The sequence below is a fragment of the Mesorhizobium ciceri biovar biserrulae genome (genome assembly GCF_001618845.1).
Lineage (GTDB): Bacteria > Pseudomonadota > Alphaproteobacteria > Rhizobiales > Rhizobiaceae > Mesorhizobium > Mesorhizobium ciceri.
Genome location: NZ_CP015064.1, coordinates 734,519 through 755,635, shown reverse-complemented (window position 1 = coordinate 755,635; position 21,117 = coordinate 734,519). Strand labels below are relative to the sequence as shown.

Annotated in this window: 21 protein-coding genes; 9 read left to right on the top strand and 12 right to left on the bottom strand. The window is 61.6% G+C overall.

What is annotated here, in order from left to right:
- Positions 1 to 3: 3 nt before the first annotated feature.
- Positions 4 to 354 carry a MarR family winged helix-turn-helix transcriptional regulator gene (locus A4R29_RS03545; protein WP_063171189.1) on the bottom strand — a complete coding sequence of 117 codons (351 nt, stop codon included), beginning with the start codon at positions 352 to 354 and terminating at the stop codon, positions 4 to 6.
- Positions 355 to 426: 72 nt separating this feature from the next.
- Entirely contained in the window at positions 427 to 1,791 is a 1,365-nt protein-coding gene (locus A4R29_RS03540; protein WP_063171188.1) for a leucyl aminopeptidase family protein, read from the bottom strand.
- A 116-nt stretch (positions 1,792 to 1,907) separates the two neighbouring features.
- Here A4R29_RS03540 and A4R29_RS03535 point away from each other — a divergent pair, with 116 nt between their 5' ends.
- Positions 1,908 to 2,729, top strand: a complete 822-nt coding sequence (locus tag A4R29_RS03535) for a tetratricopeptide repeat protein (RefSeq protein ID WP_063171187.1) — start codon at positions 1,908 to 1,910, stop codon at positions 2,727 to 2,729.
- Positions 2,730 to 2,814: 85 nt separating this feature from the next.
- On the opposite strand, the gene A4R29_RS03530 is transcribed toward A4R29_RS03535, so the two are convergent.
- From A4R29_RS03530 to A4R29_RS03490, 9 genes are all read right to left on the bottom strand, one after another.
- Complete coding sequence (locus A4R29_RS03530; protein WP_013533678.1) at positions 2,815 to 3,837, bottom strand: type II secretion system F family protein; 1,023 nt, start codon at positions 3,835 to 3,837, stop codon at positions 2,815 to 2,817.
- A 9-nt stretch (positions 3,838 to 3,846) separates the two neighbouring features.
- Complete coding sequence (locus tag A4R29_RS03525; RefSeq protein ID WP_063171186.1) at positions 3,847 to 4,860, bottom strand: type II secretion system F family protein; 1,014 nt, start codon at positions 4,858 to 4,860, stop codon at positions 3,847 to 3,849.
- 29 nt (positions 4,861 to 4,889) lie between these two features.
- Positions 4,890 to 6,389: a TadA family conjugal transfer-associated ATPase gene (locus A4R29_RS03520; RefSeq protein ID WP_063171185.1), complete on the bottom strand. Its 1,500-nt coding sequence runs from the start codon at positions 6,387 to 6,389 to the stop codon at positions 4,890 to 4,892.
- 29 nt (positions 6,390 to 6,418) lie between these two features.
- The gene (locus A4R29_RS03515) at positions 6,419 to 7,708 is read right to left on the bottom strand and encodes a CpaE/TadZ family protein (RefSeq protein ID WP_063171184.1); all 1,290 of its coding nucleotides are present in this window, start codon (positions 7,706 to 7,708) and stop codon (positions 6,419 to 6,421) included.
- A gap of 18 nt (positions 7,709 to 7,726) precedes the next feature.
- On the bottom strand, positions 7,727 to 8,461 hold the full coding sequence (locus tag A4R29_RS03510; RefSeq protein WP_063171183.1) for a CpaD family pilus assembly protein: 735 nt from the start codon (positions 8,459 to 8,461) through the stop codon (positions 7,727 to 7,729).
- A 14-nt stretch (positions 8,462 to 8,475) separates the two neighbouring features.
- Complete coding sequence (locus tag A4R29_RS03505) at positions 8,476 to 9,996, bottom strand: type II and III secretion system protein family protein (RefSeq protein WP_063171182.1); 1,521 nt, start codon at positions 9,994 to 9,996, stop codon at positions 8,476 to 8,478.
- Positions 9,993 to 10,805, bottom strand: coding sequence for a Flp pilus assembly protein CpaB (gene cpaB / locus A4R29_RS03500; RefSeq protein WP_013533684.1), 813 nt, complete (start codon positions 10,803 to 10,805; stop codon positions 9,993 to 9,995). The genes A4R29_RS03505 and cpaB overlap by 4 nt, the downstream gene beginning before the upstream one ends.
- A 213-nt stretch (positions 10,806 to 11,018) precedes the next feature.
- Positions 11,019 to 11,537, bottom strand: coding sequence for an A24 family peptidase (locus A4R29_RS03495; RefSeq protein WP_013533685.1), 519 nt, complete (start codon positions 11,535 to 11,537; stop codon positions 11,019 to 11,021).
- A 171-nt stretch (positions 11,538 to 11,708) separates the two neighbouring features.
- Positions 11,709 to 11,891, bottom strand: a complete 183-nt coding sequence (locus tag A4R29_RS03490; RefSeq protein WP_063171181.1) for a Flp family type IVb pilin — start codon at positions 11,889 to 11,891, stop codon at positions 11,709 to 11,711.
- A gap of 334 nt (positions 11,892 to 12,225) precedes the next feature.
- Between A4R29_RS03490 and A4R29_RS03485 the strand changes: the two genes are divergently transcribed.
- From A4R29_RS03485 to A4R29_RS03475, 3 genes are all read left to right on the top strand, one after another.
- Positions 12,226 to 12,648 (top strand): pilus assembly protein N-terminal domain-containing protein, encoded by a 423-nt coding sequence (locus tag A4R29_RS03485; protein ID WP_013533687.1) that lies wholly within the window; start codon positions 12,226 to 12,228, stop codon positions 12,646 to 12,648.
- 137 nt (positions 12,649 to 12,785) lie between these two features.
- Positions 12,786 to 13,367 carry a TadE/TadG family type IV pilus assembly protein gene (locus A4R29_RS03480; protein WP_063169998.1) on the top strand — a complete coding sequence of 194 codons (582 nt, stop codon included), beginning with the start codon at positions 12,786 to 12,788 and terminating at the stop codon, positions 13,365 to 13,367.
- A gap of 38 nt (positions 13,368 to 13,405) precedes the next feature.
- Positions 13,406 to 14,023 carry a TadE/TadG family type IV pilus assembly protein gene (locus A4R29_RS03475; RefSeq protein ID WP_013533689.1) on the top strand — a complete coding sequence of 206 codons (618 nt, stop codon included), beginning with the start codon at positions 13,406 to 13,408 and terminating at the stop codon, positions 14,021 to 14,023.
- 34 nt (positions 14,024 to 14,057) lie between these two features.
- Here the strand turns inward: A4R29_RS03475 and A4R29_RS03470 are convergent, their stop codons facing one another.
- Positions 14,058 to 14,978 carry a phosphate/phosphite/phosphonate ABC transporter substrate-binding protein gene (locus A4R29_RS03470; RefSeq protein WP_063171180.1) on the bottom strand — a complete coding sequence of 307 codons (921 nt, stop codon included), beginning with the start codon at positions 14,976 to 14,978 and terminating at the stop codon, positions 14,058 to 14,060.
- A gap of 251 nt (positions 14,979 to 15,229) precedes the next feature.
- Between A4R29_RS03470 and A4R29_RS03465 the strand changes: the two genes are divergently transcribed.
- From A4R29_RS03465 to dnaA, 5 genes are all read left to right on the top strand, one after another.
- On the top strand, positions 15,230 to 16,471 hold the full coding sequence (locus A4R29_RS03465) for a phosphopentomutase (protein ID WP_063171179.1): 1,242 nt from the start codon (positions 15,230 to 15,232) through the stop codon (positions 16,469 to 16,471).
- On the top strand, positions 16,464 to 17,354 hold the full coding sequence (gene mutM, locus A4R29_RS03460) for a bifunctional DNA-formamidopyrimidine glycosylase/DNA-(apurinic or apyrimidinic site) lyase (protein WP_063173544.1): 891 nt from the start codon (positions 16,464 to 16,466) through the stop codon (positions 17,352 to 17,354). Before A4R29_RS03465 ends, mutM begins: the two co-directional genes overlap by 8 nt.
- A 132-nt stretch (positions 17,355 to 17,486) precedes the next feature.
- The gene (locus tag A4R29_RS03455) at positions 17,487 to 18,260 is read left to right on the top strand and encodes an enoyl-CoA hydratase (protein ID WP_027161752.1); all 774 of its coding nucleotides are present in this window, start codon (positions 17,487 to 17,489) and stop codon (positions 18,258 to 18,260) included.
- Positions 18,261 to 18,442: 182 nt separating this feature from the next.
- On the top strand, positions 18,443 to 18,709 hold the full coding sequence (gene rpsT / locus A4R29_RS03450; RefSeq protein ID WP_013533694.1) for a 30S ribosomal protein S20: 267 nt from the start codon (positions 18,443 to 18,445) through the stop codon (positions 18,707 to 18,709).
- 925 nt (positions 18,710 to 19,634) lie between these two features.
- The gene (dnaA, locus tag A4R29_RS03445) at positions 19,635 to 21,110 is read left to right on the top strand and encodes a chromosomal replication initiator protein DnaA (protein ID WP_224618575.1); all 1,476 of its coding nucleotides are present in this window, start codon (positions 19,635 to 19,637) and stop codon (positions 21,108 to 21,110) included.
- Positions 21,111 to 21,117: the final 7 nt, after the last annotated feature.

The following is a 21,117-nucleotide window of genomic DNA, read 5'->3' as shown; positions in this document are numbered from 1 at the left end:
CGCTCACATCGGCAGTTCGAGCGCCTTGGCGATGATACCATCGCCGAAGCGCTCGACAAAGAGCGCGCCCTCGACCGTGCGCCTGATCAGAACATTGCGCTTGTCGAGCTCGTCGCGATGGCGCGAGACGAGTTTCAAAGCGCCCATCGTGTCAAGGGCGCGGGTGATCACCGGCTTGGTGACATTGAGCCGGGCGGCGAGCCCGCGCACGGTGTGCGGCGGCGGATCGAGATAGATGGTGAACAGGATTGCCGTCTGGCGCATGGTCAGATCGGGCGCGTCGTCGCGCACCTGCGACAGCATCACCTGCTGCCACAGTCGCAAGGCCTGGTTCGGGCGCATCGCAATCGACATCGTGCCAGCATGACGGCAAATTGTTTCGGTTCCGTTTCAGTCAAAGCGATTGCCGTCTTTCGCCTGCGACTGTCAGCCATAGCGTTTCGCGATGATCCGCTCCAGCGCGCGGATGCCCTGTGCCTCGCCGCCGGCGGGGCCATGCGGACGATCAGCCGGATTCCAGGCGAAGATGTCGAAATGCGCCCAGCCCGCGGTTTTTTCGACAAAGCGCTTCAGGAACAACGCCGCTGTGATCGAGCCGGCGAAACCGTCCGTGGTGACATTGTTGATGTCGGCGATCTTCGACGACAGTTTTGCATCGTAGGGCCGCCACAGCGGCATGCGCCACAGCGGATCCTCCGTCGCGACGGAAGCCTCCGCCAGATCGGATGCCAGCGTTTCGTCGCCGGTGTAGAACGGTGGCAGATCGGGGCCGAGCGCGACACGGGCAGCCCCGGTCAGCGTCGCCATGTCGACCAGAAGCTGCGGCTCCTCCTCGTCGGCCAGCGCCAGCGCGTCGGCCAGCACCAGCCGTCCCTCGGCATCCGTGTTGCCGATTTCGACAGTGATGCCCTTGCGGCTCACCAGCACGTCGCCAGGCCGGAAGGCGTTGCCGGCAATCGAATTTTCCACCGCGGGAATGAGCACGCGCAGCCGCACATTCAGCCCGGCAGCCATGATCATCGAGGCGAGGCCAAGGACATTGGCGGCACCGCCCATGTCCTTCTTCATCAGCAGCATCCCGGACGATGGCTTGATGTCGAGGCCGCCCGTGTCGAAGCAGACGCCCTTGCCGACCAGCGTCACCTTGGGCGCGTCTTGCTGCCCCCATCGCATGTCGATCAAGCGCGGTGCGCTGGTCGACGCACGGCCGACCGCATGGATCATCGGGAAATTCCAGTCGAGGAGATCGTCACCCTTGATCACTGAGACTTCGGCCTTGTGCCCGGCGGCCAGAGTCCGCACCGCCTGCTCCAAATCTTCAGGACCCATATCGCTGGTCGGCGTGTTGACCAGATCGCGTGTCAGGAAGACGCCATCGGCAATGCGGCGAACGCGCCCGGCATCGACGTCGGCCGGCAGGCCGAAGCGCAGCGCCCTGCCTGGCTTCTTGCCGTAGCGAGTAAAGACATAACCGCCGAGCAGCAGCGCGATCGCCGCGAGTTCGGCCTCGGCCGGCGCCAAGGCGAAATGCCAGTCGCCTTCCGGCAAGGCTTTCGACAATGCGCCGAGGGCAAGCGCGCCTTCGCCATCGCCGATACCGAACAAGGCGCCGCCGAGCGCCCCGTTTTCGCCGGGCACGACCAGTGTCCTGCCTGCCTCGCCGGAAAAGCCGTTGGCCCTGGCCCAGGCGATGGCGGCCGGCGCAAGACCGGCCGCGTCCAGACCGTCCCTGGCGACCAGATGGACCGGCAACGCGCCCGGCAATGTCTTCCCGACGAGTTCGACAGGCATGCGATGTTCTCCGTGTGAGTCGCCGTTCTTAACCGTCCGTTAGGGTTAACAGAATATTTCTGCGAGAGGGAAGACGGCCACGCAATGGCCGCGCATGAATGGAGGCTTAGGGTGCCATGCCGACCAACCGCAGGATCAATGCCAGGGGAAAACGGCTCATCACCATGGCTCTTGTGCTGGCGCTGACGGCGGGCGTCGCCGGTTGCGGAACCGACAAGCTCTCCACCGGCTCTATCGCACGCACCAGCGGCAAACCGCTTGAAAGCATGTCGGCCGGCGAACTGCACAATGCCACCGGCGCACTTGGCCAATCCTACGCGAAGAACCCCAACGACAAGCGGATAGCGACGAACTATGCGGCGGCGTTGCAGATGGATGGCGATGCCGACCAGTCGCTGGCCGTGATGCGCAAACTCGCCATCGCTTTGCCCAAGGATCGTGACGTGCTTGCCTCCTATGGCAAGGCGCTGGCCGCCAATGGCCAGTTCGAGGCGGCGCTCGACGCCGTGCGCCGCGCTCAGACACCGGAATATCCCGACTGGAGGCTGGTGTCGGCGGAAGCGGCCATTCTCGACCAGACCGGCCAGAAGGACGATGCGCGCCAGCTTTACCGCAAGGCGCTCGACCTCAAGCCGAACGAGCCTTCCGTGCTCTCCAATCTTGGCATGTCGTATGTGCTGGAAGGTGATCTGCGCACCGCCGAAACCTATATGCGCTCGGCCGCGCAACAGCCGAATGCGGACAGCCGGGTCCGCCAGAACCTGGCGCTGGTCGTCGGCCTGCAAGGCCGGTTCGACGAGGCCGAGAAGATCGCCTCACAGGAACTGTCGCCCGAACAGGCGCAGGCAAATGTCGCCTATCTCAGGCAGATGCTGGCCCAACAGAACGCCTGGAGCCAGCTCAAGGATCAGGACAAGACGAAATCCGCAACCAACTGAGACCACAAGTCCGACGCCCAAACGAAGAGGCCGCGCTGCATGCAGCGCGGCCTCTTCGTTTGAAGTGCACTGCAGGAATTTGCCGCTACTGGGCGTTTGTTGCCGGCGCCGCATGATCGCCGAAGATACCGCGTTGGCTGACCTGAATGCCGGCGGGACCCAGGATGATGGCGAAGAGCACCGGCAGGAAAAACAGGATCATCGGAACGGTGAGCTTTGGCGGCAGGGCGGCCGCCTTCTTCTCGGCCGCATTCATGCGCATGTCGCGGCTTTCGGCGGCAAGCACGCGCAGTGCATGCGCCACCGGCGTGCCGTAACGCTCGGCCTGGACGAGCGCCTGCGACACCGACTTGACCGAATCCAGGCCGGTGCGGCTTGCCAGGTTCTCGTAGGCTTGCTTGCGCTCCGGCAGATAGGAAAGCTCGGCATTGGTGAGGATGAACTCTTCCGCCAGCGCCACCGATTGCGCGCCGATCTCGTCGGCGACCTTGCGCAATGCTGCTTCCACCGACATGCCCGATTCGACGCAGATCAGCATCAGATCGAGCCCATCCGGCCATGCCATCTGGATCGACTGCTTGCGCTTGGTGGCGCGGTTGTTGACGTAGATGACCGGCGCGTAAAAGCCGCCGTAAGCAACGAGGATGCAGACGAACAGCCTGATGACCAATGGCTTGTCGGGCAGTCCTCCGAGCACGAAAATGTAGATTGCGGCCAGCGCGAAACCGACAAAAGGAAGCACGAGACGGAAGAAAAGAAACCGCGTCAGCGGATTCTGTCCACGAAAACCGGCCACCTTGAGTTTCTGCAAGGTGCCTTCATCGGCGAGCGCGCGTCTCAGATCCAGCCGGTCGACGATGTTGCGCATGCCGATCGACTGTTCCTCACGCAAGCCCTTGCGACGGCGATCGGCCTCGACCGCAAGCCGGGCGCGCTGTTGCGCACGCAGTTCGTCGCGCTCCAGCGCAACGGATTTCATGCGTGACTTGAGCTGGTTTCCGCCAAACGCCGGCAGCAAGGTGAAGACGGTCGCAAACACCGCTATCGCGACCAGCATCGCGATCAGGAAGCTCGGATCCGTCAGGGTCTTGATGACTTGCTCGGTCATGCCAGCATCCTAGACTTCGAAGTTCATCATCTTGCGCATCACCAGGATGCCGATCGACATCCAGACCGCAGAGCAACCAAGGATCAGGTTTCCGACGCTGGTGTTGAACAGCGGCATCAGGTAGGCCGGGCTCGACAGGTAGACGAGAAAGGCGACGATGAAGGGCAGCGCACCGATGATCGCGGCGGATGCCTTCGCTTCCATCGACAGCGCCGCGACCTTGGCTTTCATCTTCTTGCGATCGCGAAGCACGCGCGAAAGATTGCCCAGCGCCTCGGAGAGATTGCCGCCGGCTTGCGATTGAATCTGGATAACGATGCCGAAGAAGCTTGCCTCGGTGCAAGGCATGGTTTCGGGCATGCGCAAGGTCGCGTCGGGGATAGAGAGGCCCATCTGCTGTGAATCGACGATGCGGCGAAACTCGGTCTTCACGGGTTCGGGCGATTCGTTGGCGATCAGGCGCACGGCATCGTTCAGCGGCAGGCCGGATTTGACCGCGCGCACGATGATGTCGAGCGCGTTTGGAAATTCGTTGAGGAATGCCTTGACCCGGCGGGCGCGGCGAAACGTGACGAACCAGCGCGGCAGGCCCAGCCCCCCGGCCAGCAGCACGCCCGGCAAGGCGATCAGCGGGGCTCCGGCCACGAAAGCGGCCATCGTCAAAACGATGCCGCATATTGCGGAATACATATAGAAACGCTCGATGGTGGTCTTGAGGCCGGCCTGACGAAGCTGGGCTTTCAGCGGCGGCTTCTTGACGCGGCTGTCCTTGGTTTTCTGCTTGGCGTCGAGTTCGTTGAGAGAATCCTGAACCGATTTGCGCCGCTTGGCGGCTTCCGCCACGCGGTCGCGCGAGGCCTTGACGACGGAGCGATCCGTCTCGGCGGTCCTGATTGTTTCGAGCCGCTTGCCGACCTGTTTCTCGTTGCTGATCCGGGTGAACAGAAATGCATAAGCAACGGCGCCGGCGCTGAAGCCGGCGAGCACGACAAACGCCAGTACTGTGCCGTCAATTCCAAACATTGGCCCGAACCCTTACACCCCAGCAGACGTCAGTCAGCGCGTTTCTCCATCGCCTCGAGCGCAATGGCGAGACGCTGCTCCTCGCCGTAATAGCGTGCACGCTCCCAGAAATGCGGACGGCCGATGCCGGTCGATACGTGCTCACCCAACAGCCGGCCGTTGGCGTCCTCACCCTTGATGTTGTAGAGGACGATATCCTGCGTGATGATAACGTCGCCTTCCATCCCGATCACCTCGGTGATGTGGGTGATGCGGCGCGATCCGTCGCGCAGGCGCGCTGCCTGGATGATCACGTCGATGGAGCCGACGACGATTTCGCGCACTGTCTTCTGCGGCAGCGAATAACCGCCCATGGCAATCATGGATTCTATGCGGTTCAGGCATTCGCGCGGGCTGTTCGAGTGGATCGTGCCCATCGAGCCGTCATGGCCGGTGTTCATCGCCTGCAGAAGATCGAACACTTCGGGTCCGCGCACTTCGCCGACGATGATGCGCTCGGGCCGCATGCGCAGGCAGTTCTTGACCAGGTCGCGCATCGTCACCTCACCCTCACCCTCCAGATTGGGCGGGCGGGTTTCGAGGCGCACCACATGCGGCTGCTGCAATTGCAGCTCGGCCGAGTCTTCGCAGGTGATGACGCGCTCCTCGCGGTCGATATAGTTGGTCAGGCAATTGAGCAGCGTGGTCTTGCCCGAACCGGTACCGCCCGAGATCACGATGTTGCAGCGAACACGGCTGATGATCTTGAGAACTTCGGCGCCCTGCGGCGAGATGGCGCCGAACTTGACCAGTTGGTCGAGCGTCAGCTTGTCCTTCTTGAATTTGCGGATGGTGAGCGTGGCGCCATCGATGGAGAGCGGCGGCGCGATGACGTTGACGCGGGAGCCATCGGGGAGGCGCGCGTCGCAGATCGGGCTGGATTCGTCGACGCGGCGGCCAACCTGGCTGACGATGCGCTGGCAGATGTTGAGGAGCTGCTGGTTGTCACGAAAGCGGATGCCGGTCTGTTCGACCTTGCCGTTGACCTCGATGTAGACGTTCCTGGAGCCGTTGACCATGATGTCGGCGATGTCGTCGCGGGCGAGCAGCGGCTCGAGCGGCCCATAGCCGAGCACGTCGTTGCAGATGTCCTCGAGCAGCTCTTCCTGCTCGGCGATCGTCATTGCGAAGTTCTTGATCGCGATGATGTCGTTGACGATATCGCGGATTTCCTCGCGCGCACTTTCAGGATCAAGCTTGGAAAGCTGCGACAGATCTATGGTGTCGATGAGTGCGGAGAAGACCTGGCTCTTGGTATCGTAATAGGTTTCGCTTTTTTCGCGCTGTGCCCGCTTCGGCTCAGGCGCCAATGGCGGTGCCTCGACCGCACGGCGCGCCGGCGGCGCGACAGGCGCGCTTGGCGCCGAGGGCCGTGTCAGAACCGCCGTGTCCACGGAACCTGCAGCCGGCGGCGCAACAGGCGCCGGTGCTGGCTGGCGAAATTCCGGCGTGAACCGGTTGCCGTCGTCGCTGCCTCTTTTACCAAACATGATCGACTACCGATTCCACTGCTGAAGCGTCACTTCTTGTTGCGCGAGAGCTTGCCGAGCAGGCTGCCGAGCCCGGCCTTCTTCCTGATCTTGATTTCGCTGCGCCCGGTCAGCACATGCGCCATTTCGTTGATCATTGCGACGATCGGATTCTTGGCATCCATTTCGCCAAGCATGCGTCCGTTGTTGGCAGCATTGCCGAACAGCAAGGGATCAAAAGCAATGACCGACATTGGCGACAGACCGAGCGGCTCGGCGAAATCGGCCGGCGAAATCTCCGGGCGTTTCGGGACGCCGGCCTGGTTGATGATCAGCTTGGGCGGCGGATCATTGGGACGAAGCCGCTTGAGCATATCGATGAGGTTCTTGGTGTTGCGCAGATTGGCAAGTTCCGGTGTCGCGGTGATGACGATCTCGTCGGCCTTGACCAAGGTGTTCTTGGTCCAGCCCGTCCAGGCATGGGGGACGTCGAGCACCAGAAGCGGCACGCTGCGCTGGGCGGTGTCGATGAGCTGAACGAAGGCCTCTGGATCGAAATCATAGACCCGTTCGAGCGTCGAAGGCGCCGCCAGCAGCGACAGATGCTCGGCGCACTGGGTCAGCAGCCGGTCGAGATAGACTTCATCGATGCGTTCCGGTGAAAACACCGCCTCGGCGATGCCTTGCGCCGGATCCTGGTCGAAATTGATGTTGGCGGTGCCGAAAGCCAGATCGAGATCGGCGACGACCACTTCGGATTTGAACAGGGAGGACATCGCCCAAGCCACATTGTGGGCGATCGTCGAGGAGCCGACACCGCCCTTGGCGCCGACGAAGGCGATCGAGCGGCCGAGCGGCTCGGCTTCCGGATCGATGAAAATCGACGACACCACGCTGACGATGTCGGCCATCGAGACCGGAGCGATCACATATTCGGAAATGCCGTTGCGGATGAGTTCCCGGTAGAGGCCGACATCATTGTAGTGGCCGATCACCACCACCTTCGACGTCGGATCGCAATATTCCGAAAGCTGGGCGAGTTGTTCCAGCAATTGCTTGGGCTCGCTGCGCGATTCCAGCAGGATCAGATTGGGCGTCGGCGCCGATTGGTAGAATTCGATGGCAGTGGGAACACCGCCCATGTGGACCTTGAGATGCGCCTTCGTCATGCGACGGTCCTCGCCGGCGCGCTCGACCGGGTTGGCAACACCCTCGGTCTCGCAGAATGCCTGGATCGAGATGCGCGGGATCGGCCGCAACGCCTGCATCGCGGCGATGTCCTGCTGCGAGGTATCGCTGCCGTCCACAGGAGTGTCATAGGCCAGATTGTTCATGTCCATGTGCTCCGGAACTGCGCTTTAGTAGCTAACTTCGCCTTCTGCTTGCCAATCAAAGAACGGTTGATTTCGGTACCCGTCGATGACTTTTCCACGCTGCTCGGCGTCGATAGGCGCCTGCTTGCGTGGTCCAAGCAGATCGGCCGGATTGGCCATCTGGGCAGCAAGATTGTTCTGATAGGAGCAGCCGAAATCGGCATAGTGCTTGTTTTCCGATGTCTCCACGAGATCTTCGGGCCAGCGCCCGCATTTATCGGTCTGGGCTTTCACCGAGATATAGGCAACGCGAATGGGGGCCGAGGCTTCGGCGGAAGCGGACTGATAGGAGGTCATGACGATCCGGTTGCGCTTGATGCCGCTGGCAACCGCCAGCCGGGCGAAATCACGCCCGGCAGCGGCCGCCGCGACCTCGTTGGCCGAGCCTGCCGGGATTGCAATCGTCAGCGTCGGGGCGGCGCTCCTGTCGTAGCCGTCGAGGAAGCCCGAAAGCGTGTCACGCTGGGAGCCCGTCATGCCACGGTCACCGGCGCCCACCGGCAGATCTATCTTCTGGTTCTTCTCGGCGATCACGATCGGATGGTTGGTGCGATAATCGTCCGGGATGGAGCCGACCGTGATGCTGTCGCGCTGGGCGCAGCCGGCCAGCAGTGCCGCCATCGCAATCGCCAGAACCGGAACGGACCGCCGGCAGACCCGCGAGCGGCCAAAGCGCATCGTTGCGGCGATGGTGCTTGCCTTCAATGCTGACTGAGACATGTCCGCTTCTCCGCTCACTTGTAGATGAAGCCGACGACGCCGTGGTAGCGGCCGTTGGGCTTGTCGGTCTGCATGGTGCCGTAGACACGATTGACGCGGCCAAGGAACATGGCGGCGCCATCGCTGGCGGCGTTGAAATTGTCGTCCGGCTTGGCAAGGTCGTTGCGTGCCACCGGCTTCACCAGATAGGGGGTTATGATGACGACGAGCTCGGTCTCGTTGCGGACGAAATCCCTGCTGCGGAAGAGCGCGCCAAGCACTGGAATCTTTGTCAGTCCGGGCAGTCCGTTGACGGCTTGCCTGACATCGTCGCGAACCAGCCCGGCGATCATCATGGAGCCGCCCGAGGGCAGTTCAACGGTCGTATCGGCAAGACGCTTACGCAGCGAAAGGGCGTTCATGCCGGAACTCGTCACGCCTTCGGACAACGACACGGATCCCTCGGTTGTCGGCTCGGAAACCGAGGTTCGGACTTTCAGGCTTATGCGGCCGGGAGACAGCACCACCGGCTGGAATTCCAGGCCGATGCCGTACTCGATCTTTTCGACACTGTAGGTCTTCAACCCAGTCCGGTTGTCGTCGGATACCTTCTGGTCGACATTTGTGACCATGTTGTATTCACCACCGACCTTGAAGGTCGCCTTCTCGCCGGATACGGCGGTCAAGGTCGGCTCCGCCAAAGTCTTCATGACTCCGGACTGCTCCATGGCGTTGACATAGGCCTGCAGCCCCGACGCGCCGACCTGGAGGCCCGAGTTCGATAGCTGCTTGCCGAGACCCATGAAATTGTCGCTGACCGCGCCGTAGCTAATGCCGTTGCTGCCCCCGCTGCCGACCATGTTGACGCCGAGCTGCTTCATCACCGAGCGGCTGACTTCGGCGACCGTGACCTTCAGCGTTACCTGGTCGTCGCCAATGATCTGCAAAAGGTTGACGATCTTGCTGGTGCGGCGCTCCTGGTCCGGATTGTTGATGTCGACACCGCTCTGGGCCGAACCGCCGGCAGCGGTCTGCGAATATTGTCCGGTCGTCGCTTCACCACCGGAAACGAAGATCGTCGCCAGGTCGACCGCGCGTTTTGCGTCCAGCGGCGTGTCGACCGTTCCGGTCAGGACGACGTTGTCGTTCAGCAGTTCCACCTTGATGGCCGACGTCGGCAGGAAGCGCCTGATATAATCCTCAAGGCCGGCAACGTCGCGCTCGACGGCCAGGTCCAGACTGACGATCTGCTCGCCATTGGGGCCGAAGACAAAGATGTTCGTCTCGCCGACCGCCTTGCCGAACAGATAGATGCGCCTTGCGGTGCGGGTCACCGCATCGGCAACCGCCGGGTTGGCTACGAGAATGTCATAGGCATCGCTCGGCAGGTCGATGACCACCGACTTGTTGAGGCCGAGCTTGACGCGCTGGGTGGCCGTCGATGCCGTGACCTGCGCGTTCTTTGCCTCGACGACGCTGCCTTGCACATTCGTTCCGACGAGCAGCAGGCCGAATGCCGCGGCTACGATTGCCGGCAGTTTGCCACCTAGCTTCATTTCCTTGCTCCCACTTCGGAAACTTCGCCCGACTTGATCAGCCTCACCGTTCCCCTGCGGCCATTGCCGGAAACGAGATAGTCGGCCTCACCCACATTCTTTTCCTGCGTGTCCGCGACCGCCCGCAGCGCCAAGGTCAGGCGATCCGCCATCTGCTGGGCGACGGTGATAATCTCCGCCTGCTTGGGCGTCAGTTCCAGCGTGGCGGTCTGGCCCACCCTAGTCTTCTTGCCTTCCTCGTCCTCCTGAATGGTCTGGTCGATGGCCAGGACGCGGATGTTCTTGAGGATGGTTTCGGTGTTGAAGCCGGCGGCACCGCTGGCGGCATCGGCCCTGCGGGTCATGATGACGTCGACGAAATCGTTGGGAAGAATGAAGCCGCCGGCCGACGTGTCGGCCGAGATGGCCGTGGCGACCGCCCGCATGCCGGAAGGCAGGATCGACGACATGAAGCTCTGCCCCTCCCCGATCAGCTTGGAACGCCGCAGCGGCTCTCCGGCATACATCGCCACACGGGCAATGGAACCCTTCAGCTTGTCCAGCGCCTCGGGCTCGGCGGTGCGGGTGATGAAATTCGCGTTGACGCCGTCGGCGGGCCAGGATTGCCAGGCGATGTTGTTTTGGATCGGGCTGCCCATCGGAACGTCGCCTGAAAGCACAAGCACATCCTGGAGTGCCACTGCCGGGGCCTGGGGAGCGGAATCAACGACGACCTGGGGCGGCGGTGCCACCATGTTCTTCGCGACATAGCCAGCGCCACCCGCCGCGGCCACCGCCACGCTCAGAATTATCAATCGCGATGCTGGCATCTGTCCGAACCCTTGCCCTGGCAAACCACGTAGCCAAGCCGGACTTTGCAGCGGCAATCGTCAAAACAAGGTTAATGTAATGCTTACGATCGTGATTAATTTAACGTTTACATAAATTAGCCGGACTATAGCCGGACCGGCCAAAACAGCCGGGCCGACCCCGTTGAGAACGGGGTCTCGGCAATGCTGACAGACAATAAAATAATATCGTGGTCAGGCCGCCAGCCTGGCCAGCGCCCATATCATCAAAGGCGAGTCCGGATAGGTCAGCAACCCGCCAAGGCCGAGCGCGACGCCATAGGGAACGCCTTTTGCCTCGTCGGCGAAATGGCGCAGAAACGGATTTTGGCCGGTAACGGCCGCAAGCATCGACTTCCGGTAGAGGATGATCGCGAGCGTCAGCAGGCCGCCGATGATTGTCGAGGCGACAAGATACTCCACGAGATTGACATTGAGGCCCATCCACATCGCGGTTGCGGCCAGAAGCTTGGCGTCGCCGCCGCCCATGCCGCCTATTGCAAACAGGCCGAACGTCACGGCCAGGACCAGGGCGCCGGCGGCGAAATGTCCGCCATAGGCCGCCCAGTCCATGCCTGTAAGGGGCGCGACCAGCGCGAAAACGACGACGAGCAGCACCGGCACGCGGTTGGCGATCGTCATCGACAGCATGTCGGAGATCGCGGCAAACAGCATGCAGAACGGAAAGACGACGAAGATCAGGGCTTCAAGCATCGGCGCCATGCCTATTGTCCGATTTCACGGGCTCAATCTAAGTATGTTCGATTAACGATTGATGAGGCCAAGAACGAAAAGACGACCTATATTGGCAGCGGCATAGAAAAAGGGCCGCCACGCGGCGGCCCTTTTCCAGAAATGTAATGCAAGTGCTCGGCGATAAGCCGATCAGCTGCCGCTCGGCGTGCCGTTCAGGGTGCTGCCAATGTTGGTGAACTTGGCATTCAGCGCATTGCCGAGCGTGCCGGCGCCAGTGATGATGGCGAGCGCGATGAGAGCGGCGATCAGACCATATTCGATAGCGGTCGCGCCGGATTCGTCCTTCACAAAACGTGCGATGAGATTAGACATTCGAGAGCTCCTACTCCACGTGTTACAGCACTTCCGTCAACTTCTGTGATGGTTGATCGGATGCTGCCAATCTAGGGAGAAGCTCTTTCGATCGGCTTAAGAAACAGCCTTACCGATTCCTTTCCCGGTTCGAACATATTGCGTGGTTAACTTCGGGCTAAAGTACCGCCGCGCCTTCCAGTCCCAGGTTTGGCAGGCTTGCGCCCCGACTGGACCGCGCCTCGCGGGGCGCCCTTATCGGCCATTGCAGGATTGGCAACATCGCAGGCTTAACCGTTGGTTCACCAATCTCGTTCATGTTCCGTTGATCAGTCCGCCTGCGTGGAGCGCCTCAATGGCCCAGCCGAGATCGTCAATCCTGATTGCCGCGCTTCTTGCCGTCTCGAGCTTCGTCGCGCCCGCCATGGCCGGCGCCGGCATCGAGGTCACGATGAACCAGGCCAAGATCGTCAAACTGTCGCGTCCCGCAGACACCATCGTGGTCGGCAACCCGGCAATCGCCGACGCTTCCGTGCAGGACGCTTCGACGATCGTGCTCACCGGCAAAGGTTTCGGCGTCACCAATCTGGTCGTGCTCGATACCGACGGCAGTCCCATCGTCGATGAGCAGGTAACCGTCGTGCGGCAGGCCGCTTCGTCGGTGCGCATCTATCGGCGTGCCGAAATCCAGACGATGTCCTGCACGCCCTATTGCGAAAGCTCCTACAAGAGCGAAGCGGAGAAGTCTTCCGAGGCGGAGATGAGCGTCAGCCGATAGGTGGCGTGACCGGCTGCCGGTGCGGTTATTGGCCGGTTAAGAGGCCTGCGCCGACTTTAACGATCATCCAAACCGGACCTCAATCGGTTTGCGTTAATGGTCCTTCCGAGACCGCATAGAGATCGGCAGGATCGGACATGAGCAAGGGATACGGCCGCGCAGGCGACCACAAAGTGAGATGCCCAAGGTTTTTCGCCCGCTTTCTTCGTGACCGGCGCGGCGCCACGGCAATCGAATTCGCGATCCTTTCAGTCCCCTTCGCGCTGCTTGTCTTCGCCATTCTGGAAAGCTGCATCTCGTTTGCCGCGCAGGAAGTGATGGCCAACATCACCGACGATGTCGCGCGCAAGCTTCGCACCGGCCAGTTGAGGGCGGTTGACGTCGCCGGAACCAACTTGCGGGACATGATCTGCACAAAACTGCAGATCATCGTTTCCCAGGATTGTCCCAATCAACTGCTGGTGGATCTTCGCCAATATACATCGTTCGCCGATGCGGCCACGGCCGGCTTCAAGATCCAGAACGGCGATGTCGTATTGACGAAAGGCACCGCAACCCAGTCGTTTTCAGTGACAGCGGGTGCGGCGGAGTCGAGGAACATGCTGCGGGTCTTTTACAAATGGCCGATCATGACCGACCTGCTGGCCAAATCGATGGGCGGCAACAAGACGCTGCACTTCGCATCGGTGACCTGGCAGAACGAACCGTTCGACAACTGAGCGGAATGCACGAGCAGTATAAGAAAAGGGCAATGGGCATGATGCGTGCGGGGGCACATCTTATGATTACGGGAGTTTGGCGGAAAACAAGTCTGTTCTGGTCCGATCGTCGTGGCATCGCGGCGGTCGAATTCGCGTTGATCATGCCAATTCTGCTGATCATGTATTTCCTCACAATGGAAGCGTCGCAAGCCATCGAGACCAGCAAGAAGGTCAGCCGTATCGGCAGCATGGTGGCCGATCTCGTCACCCAGCAGACAAGCGTCCTCAAGGCAGATGTCGACGCCATCATGCAGATCGGCAGCGTCACCCTTCAGCCCTACAACCGCTCAAATCCGACCATCACCGTCACGGCAATCCAGGTCTCGGCCGATGCGACGAGGGCACTGGTGGTGTGGTCACGCAAATTGGTAGCCGGCGTCGCCAGCCCTGGCGCCGCCGCCACCACCGAGACAACGATCCCGGCGTCGCTCAGAGTCGCCAACACTTTTCTCATCCGCGTCGAAAGCAACCTCGGCTATACGCCGGTCATCGCGTGGAGCGCGAGCAGTCAACAGAAGCTTGGGCTGACCTCGGCTTTCAGCAACATAACCATGGGCGAAACCTATTTTCTGCGCCCCCGCAGAAGCGTGACGATCCCTTGCAGCGACTGTTGAACAGAGGCAGCCAGGCGTGCGCAGGCCGCTCCAGCTACTGCTGCGGCCCACGGTCCGAAACGAAGCGCACGATAGCAGCGGCCATCTCGTAGTCTTTTGGCGCCACGGTGGCGAAGCCGCCGGAATGTTTCGATTCCAGGAGATCGTAGATATCGGGCGTCGTCGACTTGAGGTTGGTGAGGAACACGGCAAGCCGGCGCTTGGCTTCGGGGTCGAGATCGCTGCGGACCGCATGGGGGCCGTATCTCAACAGGCCCGACGTCCATACGATCCGAAGCGCCGTCACCGAGAGCCCTACCGCCTCCAACCTGGCCTGGGTGCCCGACGGTTCTCGCGGGCCGCCGGCAGCGGCCGTCACCCAGCCGAACAGGCCATCGGCCTTGCCGTCGACCAGCATCGTCTCGGCCGCCGCGGCCGAATCGGCATGGACCAGAAACGGTGCGTCTTCCGCGATCTTGCGGCCTTCCGCCGCCAACGCCGCCAATGGCAAGAGAGAACCGCCGACGCTGTCAGAAGGCGCCATGGCGATACGATGGCTGTCCATCGCCGCAAGGTCGGCCAGCTTGCCGTCCCGCGTCAGCAGAACCGAGCGGATGCCGATCGCGCCGTCTGAATCGACCGGAGCCACAAGCGGTTCGATACATAAGCAGCGCTGCGAGGCCGTCGCATATGCGGTGGCCGAATAGATCGCATATTCGATGCGGGCATTGGCCTGCGCCTCGATCAGCGCGGCATAGTTGCGTGCAACGACAAACTCGACCTTCATGCCCAAGGCCTTGGTGTAGGCGTCGGTCAACAGTGCCAGCCCCGGAACGGAGTTGCCGGCGCCTGGCTCGGCAACGATGCCGATGCGAAACGTGCCGATATCATCGCGCCAGTCGGCATGCGCCGGATTGGACCAGAGCGCGACCTGCGCCAGCATGAGAGCGGCATAAGTCTTCAGCGCAACCCTCATGACAGGAACCACGGTCTGTTGTCCTCGATTCATGCCCATGCCCGGAGCATTTGTGCATGTCGCAGCCCAAAACCGCTGCGCACTTTTGGGCGACATGCATCTCTGTTTGTGCATGTCGTTATCCCAAAACCGCTGCGCACTTTTGGGCGACATGCACCAGACTATCACGCCAAGCCGTTGCCGTTTGGTTTCCGAATTGCCAATGAAGTCGCGGAACCCTATGTCTGGTCGGTCAAACTGGCAACAACTCGATGGCACGCGCTTTCCTCTTCGTTCTGGACTCCTTCGGCATCGGTGGAGCGGCCGACGCCGACCGCTACGGCGACGCCGGCGCCAACACATTCGCGCACATCGCAGAAGCCTGTGCAGAGGGCCGCGCGGATCGCGAAGGGCTTCGCAGTGGACCGCTGTTTGTCCCCCATATGGCCTCGCTCGGGCTTGGCAAGGCTGCCGAAACCGCAACGGGGCTGGGCTTTGCCAGCAGCGGGACGGATCTGCTCCCAACTGCCTTTCACGGCGCCGCACAGGAGGTTTCGAGCGGCAAGGACACCCCGTCGGGCCATTGGGAGATCGCCGGCCTGCCGGTGCGCCTCGACTGGGGCTATTTCCCGGATACGGTTCCCGCCTTTCCGGCCGAACTGACCGAGGCGATGATCCGCGAAGGCAAGGTGCCGGGCATTCTCGGCAATTGCCATGCGCCGGGCACCGAAATCATCGAGCGCTTCGGCGAGGAACACATCCGGACCGGCAAGCCGATCTGCTACACGTCGGTCGATTCGGTCCTGCAAATCGCCGCGCATGAAGTCCATTTCGGCCTCGATCGGCTTTATGAATTCTGCCAGGTGGTGCGCAGGCTGGTTGACCCGCTCAGGATCGGACGGGTGATCGCGCGGCCGTTCGTCGGCGAAACCACCGCCACTTTCGAGCGGACATACAACCGTCATGACTACGCCGTGCCCCCGCCGGAACCGACCCTGCTCGACCGGCTGACGGCGCGTGGCAGCCGTGTCATCGCCGTCGGCAAGATCGGCGACATCTTCGCCCATCGCGGAATTTCGCAAGTGCGCAAGGCGGCAGGCAACATGGCGATGTTCGACGAAGCGCTGGGTGCGATGGATGATGCCGGCGACGGTGACCTCGTCTTCGCCAATTTCGTCGACTTCGACACCGAATTCGGTCACCGCCGCGATGTCGCGGGCTATGCTGCAGCGCTCGAGGCCTTCGACCTGCGGCTGCCGGAGGCATTTGCGAGGCTGCGGCAGGGCGATCTTCTCATCCTGACGGCCGACCACGGCAACGACCCTACCTGGGCCGGGACCGATCACACGCGCGAGCGGGTTCCGGTGATCGGCACTGGACCGGGTCTCAAGGGCGGCGACATCGGACTGAGAACGACATTCGCCGACATCGGCGAAACCGTGGCCGAGCATCTCGGGCTGGCGCCCGGACGCTACGGCACTTCTTTCTATGCGGCTATCGGCGGTCATGCCTGAGTTACCGGAGGTCGAAACCGTCCGGCGCGGACTTCAGCCGGTTCTGGAAGGCGCCACCATCGCCCGCGTCGAGGCACGCCGACCGGATCTGCGCTTTCCATTTCCCGAGAAATTCGCGCAGCGACTGGCCGGCAAGACGATCACGGCACTCGGCCGCCGGGCCAAGTATCTGACGATGGACCTGGAAGGCGGCCCCGCGCTGATCTGCCATCTCGGCATGTCGGGCTCATTCCGCATCGAGACGGCCGATGGCAGCGACATGCCCGGCATCTTCCGGCACGACCGCTCGAAGAGCTCCAATCACGACCACGTCGTCTTCCATGTCGTGTCTCCGGCCGGTACCCGATCGCGCGTGATCTTCAATGATCCGCGCCGCTTCGGCTTCATGTTGTTTGCGGAAGGACTGCCGGACGTTCATCCGATGCTGGCTGGACTTGGCGTCGAGCCTACGGGCAACACATTGGACGGTGCGCTGCTTTCCTCATTGATGAAGGGGCGGAGATCACCGCTGAAGGCAGCGCTTCTCGACCAGAGGCTGATCGCCGGGCTCGGCAATATCTATGTGTCGGAGGCGTTGTGGCGTGCGGGCCTGTCGCCGCTGCGCGAGGCGGGCACGATCGCCAAGCCCGGAAAGAAAGCCCAGGCCCAAAGCGAACACCTCGCGCAAGCCATTCGTTCGGTGATATCGGATGCGATCGCAGCCGGCGGTTCCTCACTGCGGGACTATATGCAGACCGATGGGTCGCTGGGCTATTTCCAGCACGCCTTCGCCGTCTACGACCGCGAAGGCGAGGCCTGCTCCAAGCCCAGTTGCGGCGGCCACATCGAGCGTATCGTGCAGAGCGGCCGATCGACCTTTTATTGCCGGACATGTCAGCGATGAGTCAGAGCAATTCCAGCAAAAGCGAGGGCGGTTTTCCGTCCGAAATTGCGTCAAGACAAGGAGATGGAGCGGTTCTGCGTTTCCGTGAAACGATGAACCGCTCTAGACGAGCGTAAGCAAGGAGAAGCAGCCATGACCTATGAGACGATCATCACCGAGACGCACGGCAAGGTCGGGCTGATCACGCTGAACAGGCCGCAGGCGCTCAACGCGCTGAACTCCCAGATCCTGACCGAGGTGGTGGCAGCCGTGAACGGGTTCAGCGCCGATCCCGGTATCGGCGCCATGGTCATCACCGGTTCCGAAAAGGCTTTCGCGGCGGGCGCCGATATCAAGGAGATGCAGTCCATCTCCTATGCGGACGCCTACGCCCAAGACTTCTTCGTCGGCTGGGAGGAACTGACGCGGGCGCGAAAGCCTATTATCGCGGCGGTGGCGGGCTATGCACTCGGCGGCGGTTGCGAGCTGGCGATGATGTGCGATTTCATCATCGCCGCCGACACGGCCAAGTTCGGCCAGCCCGAGATCACGCTCGGCGTCATTCCAGGCATGGGCGGGTCACAAAGGCTGACCCGCTTTGTCGGCAAGTCGAAGGCGATGGACATGTGCCTGACCGGGCGGATGATGGATGCCGCCGAGGCCGAGCGTTCTGGCCTGGTGTCGCGGGTCGTGCCTGCCGGCGAACTTGTCGAGGAGGCGCTGAAGGCCGCGGCCAAGATCGCCGCTTTCTCGCTGCCATCGGTGATGATGGCAAAGGAAGCTGTCAACCGCGCCTTCGAGACGACGCTTGCCGAGGGATTGCGGTTCGAGCGCCGGCTGTTTCACTCGCTGTTTGCACTGGACGATCAGAAGGAAGGCATGGCGGCCTTTGCCGAGAAGCGGAAGCCGAATTTCACCAACCGCTGACGCCAATCCCTTGGCTTCGAAGAAGATGGCTGTTGGCCGCCAAAAAGAAGGTCAGGCAGCGTTGACGCGCCGGAAAAGCTGAACTATAAGCCGCACCAACCGAGGCGGCCCCGTGGCAGCCCGTTTGTTTTTTGCGCCCTGCGGCATCCCGCATGCGCCGACCAGATCAGAAGAGAGGCATCATGGCCAATACATCCTCGGCCAAAAAGGCAACGCGCAAGATCGTCCGCCGCGCAGCGATCAACAAGAACCGTCGCTCGCGCGTCCGCACCTATATCCGCCAGGTCGAAGAGGCGCTTGCCTCCGGTGACAAGGCTGCCGCACAGGCTGCCTTCAAGATCGCGGAACCGGAATTGATGCGCGCCGCAACCAAGGGCGTGATTCACAAGAACACGGCGTCCCGCAAGGTGTCGCGACTGGCTCAGCGGGTCAAGGTACTGTCGGCCTGACATTACTTGCCTAGACTGACGTTCTTCGAACCCGGCCGTTTGTGCCGGGTTTTTTCGTTTGCCGGCAAGCACTTAAAAAGAATGTCCGGAAACGGCGTCTTATGCGGATTTCACAATAGGGAATAGTTTGCCGGCATATGCATGCCTGCTGTTGATCGGCACGCTTGAAAATCGCCGGCCTAATGATTCTTGGCTGTCAAAAATAGCTTATATTTTTCAAACGCTTACAGATGGTGATCCACAGCTTGTCCACACCGGACTGGCCCGATCGGGGAGAAGTCGCTGTCAAGCGAATTATTTCAGAATATTTCTGTCAGCGCCCGGTTTTTCATATTCGCCGGAAAAGGGTTTGAATCACAATGGCTTTGTTAAAATGTGCCGTCGCGGCATGCCACTCGAACCCGCCTCCACTAACCAGATTCCTTAAAAATCCGTTAGACGTGGCCTTGCCCTATCCACAGCGATTTCGGTAGTGTCGATCTATCGAAAGGGACGGGCTCTGGCTCTTAACCCAAGCCTGAATCGGCCAGCTTAAATTGGCGGGATTTGCAACGCGGATCAAGTCCGCGGACGGCTTTGGTTTGTCTTTTTCGATACGGTAGGGGACTGGCGTAACTAGACATGGCAGGTAGACGGCGCGCCGGCGCTCTTTTCGCCGGACGGTGTTGTATTGCCCTGACATACCCAACGCGGACTGGCTTCCATGGGCCGGCACCGGTTCCCACGGATAATGGGCGACGTTCACCTGCCGGCGGCGGCAGCGGACATCGCAGCAAAGACTTAGGTCGCCGGAACCGGATGCAGGAGGCGCATCCCCGGCGGAAAACAGGTACGGAAGGACAAGGAAAAGATCATGCAGAGCGGCATCGAAAGGGAACTTACGGGCGACCTCCCATTTCCTGGAACTTTGATCGGAGCAAACGACATGGCGGTGTCCAGCGACGCGGAACAGAAATTCGACCGGGTCAAGACCCAGTTGAAGGCGCGCCTGGGAACCGAAGTCTATTCGAGCTGGTTTGGCCGCATGAAAGTCGCCGAGGCTTCCAAGGGCATTGTCCGCATCTCGGTGCCTACCGCCTTCCTGCGCTCATGGATCAACGGCCACTATCTCGACCTCATCTCCGAACTGTGGAAGCAGGAGGATCCCGATCTTCTCAAGATCGACATCGTCGTGCGCACGGCAACCCGTCAGGGACGCGCCCAGGCCGAGCCAGAGGTAACGCCGGCACGCAGCAAGGTGACACGGCAGACGCAGACGGCGCTTGCCGCAGGCACAGTCAGCCCCAGCCGGGTGGAGCGCGCATCGACTCCGCGTCCGGGCACACCCGTCGAGAGCGAATTCCGCCACAACGTTCTGGGGTCACCGCTCGATCCACGCTACACGTTCGGCTCTTTCATCGAGGGGCCGTCGAACCGGGTGGCCTTCGCCGCCGCCAAGGCAGTGGCGGAATCGCAATCGAGCGCGGTGCGCTTCAATCCGCTCTTCCTTCACGCAACCGTCGGGCTCGGCAAGACCCATTTGCTGCAGGCCATCGCCGCGGAATCGCTGAAGCAGAACCCCAAGTCGCGCGTCGTCTATCTCACGGCCGAGTATTTCATGTGGCGCTTTGCCACCGCCATCCGCGACAACAACGCTCTGACGCTCAAGGAGCAGCTGCGCGACATCGACCTGCTCATCATCGACGACATGCAGTTCCTGCAGGGCAAGTCGATCCAGCATGAATTCTGCCACCTGATCAACATGTTGCTCGACAGCGCCAAGCAGGTCGTCGTCGCTGCCGACCGGCCACCATCGGAACTGGAATCGCTCGAACCGCGGGTCCGTTCGCGCCTCAATGGCGGTGTCGCGCTTGAAATGTCGGCGCCCGATTTCGCCATGCGCCTCGGCATGCTCAAATTGCGCCTTGCCACGGCCAGGAGCGACGACGCATCCCTCGACATTTCGGAGGAGATCCTCAATCACGTCGCCCGCACCGTGACCGGCAGCGGACGCGAGCTGGAAGGCGCCTTCAATCAGCTTTTGTTCCGTCAATCCTTCGAGCCGCAGATCACCATCGACCGGATCGACGAAATCCTCGGCCACATCTATCGCACAGGCGAGCCGAAGCGTGTCCGTATCGAGGACATCCAGCGCATCGTGGCGCGTCACTACAATGTGTCGAAGACCGAATTGCTGTCCAACCGGCGCACGCGCACCATCGTCAAGCCGCGGCAGGTCGCCATGTACCTGTCGAAGGTGATGACGCCGCGCTCGCTACCCGAGATCGGACGGCGTTTCGGCGGCCGCGATCACACCACGGTGCTGCATGCCGTGCGCAAGATCGAGGACCTTTCCGGCAACGACAACACGCTGGCGCAGGAACTTGAGCTTTTGAGGCGGCTGATCAACGATCAGGCCTGACCCTCCG

Bases quoted from the DNA above. Each gene is read 5' to 3' on its own strand.
- cpaB (WP_013533684.1), bottom strand. From the start codon at position 10,805: ATGCCAGCATCGCGATTGATAATTCTGAGCGTGGCGGTGGCCGCGGCG.
- A4R29_RS03525 (WP_063171186.1), bottom strand. From the start codon at position 4,860: ATGTTTGGAATTGACGGCACAGTACTGGCGTTTGTCGTGCTCGCCGGC.
- A4R29_RS03505 (WP_063171182.1), bottom strand. From the start codon at position 9,996: ATGAAGCTAGGTGGCAAACTGCCGGCAATCGTAGCCGCGGCATTCGGC.
- A4R29_RS03495 (WP_013533685.1), bottom strand. From the start codon at position 11,537: ATGCTTGAAGCCCTGATCTTCGTCGTCTTTCCGTTCTGCATGCTGTTT.
- A4R29_RS03540 (WP_063171188.1), bottom strand. From the start codon at position 1,791: ATGCCTGTCGAACTCGTCGGGAAGACATTGCCGGGCGCGTTGCCGGTC.
- A4R29_RS03480 (WP_063169998.1), top strand. From the start codon at position 12,786: ATGAGCAAGGGATACGGCCGCGCAGGCGACCACAAAGTGAGATGCCCA.
- A4R29_RS03475 (WP_013533689.1), top strand. From the start codon at position 13,406: ATGATGCGTGCGGGGGCACATCTTATGATTACGGGAGTTTGGCGGAAA.
- A4R29_RS03515 (WP_063171184.1), bottom strand. From the start codon at position 7,708: ATGGACATGAACAATCTGGCCTATGACACTCCTGTGGACGGCAGCGAT.
- A4R29_RS03510 (WP_063171183.1), bottom strand. From the start codon at position 8,461: ATGTCTCAGTCAGCATTGAAGGCAAGCACCATCGCCGCAACGATGCGC.
- A4R29_RS03530 (WP_013533678.1), bottom strand. From the start codon at position 3,837: ATGACCGAGCAAGTCATCAAGACCCTGACGGATCCGAGCTTCCTGATC.
- A4R29_RS03545 (WP_063171189.1), bottom strand. From the start codon at position 354: ATGTCGATTGCGATGCGCCCGAACCAGGCCTTGCGACTGTGGCAGCAG.
- A4R29_RS03535 (WP_063171187.1), top strand. From the start codon at position 1,908: ATGCCGACCAACCGCAGGATCAATGCCAGGGGAAAACGGCTCATCACC.
- A4R29_RS03465 (WP_063171179.1), top strand. From the start codon at position 15,230: ATGGCACGCGCTTTCCTCTTCGTTCTGGACTCCTTCGGCATCGGTGGA.
- A4R29_RS03520 (WP_063171185.1), bottom strand. From the start codon at position 6,389: ATGTTTGGTAAAAGAGGCAGCGACGACGGCAACCGGTTCACGCCGGAA.
- A4R29_RS03490 (WP_063171181.1), bottom strand. From the start codon at position 11,891: ATGTCTAATCTCATCGCACGTTTTGTGAAGGACGAATCCGGCGCGACC.
- mutM (WP_063173544.1), top strand. From the start codon at position 16,464: ATGCCTGAGTTACCGGAGGTCGAAACCGTCCGGCGCGGACTTCAGCCG.
- A4R29_RS03455 (WP_027161752.1), top strand. From the start codon at position 17,487: ATGACCTATGAGACGATCATCACCGAGACGCACGGCAAGGTCGGGCTG.
- rpsT (WP_013533694.1), top strand. From the start codon at position 18,443: ATGGCCAATACATCCTCGGCCAAAAAGGCAACGCGCAAGATCGTCCGC.
- dnaA (WP_224618575.1), top strand. From the start codon at position 19,635: ATGGCGGTGTCCAGCGACGCGGAACAGAAATTCGACCGGGTCAAGACC.
- A4R29_RS03470 (WP_063171180.1), bottom strand. From the start codon at position 14,978: ATGAGGGTTGCGCTGAAGACTTATGCCGCTCTCATGCTGGCGCAGGTC.
- A4R29_RS03485 (WP_013533687.1), top strand. From the start codon at position 12,226: ATGGCCCAGCCGAGATCGTCAATCCTGATTGCCGCGCTTCTTGCCGTC.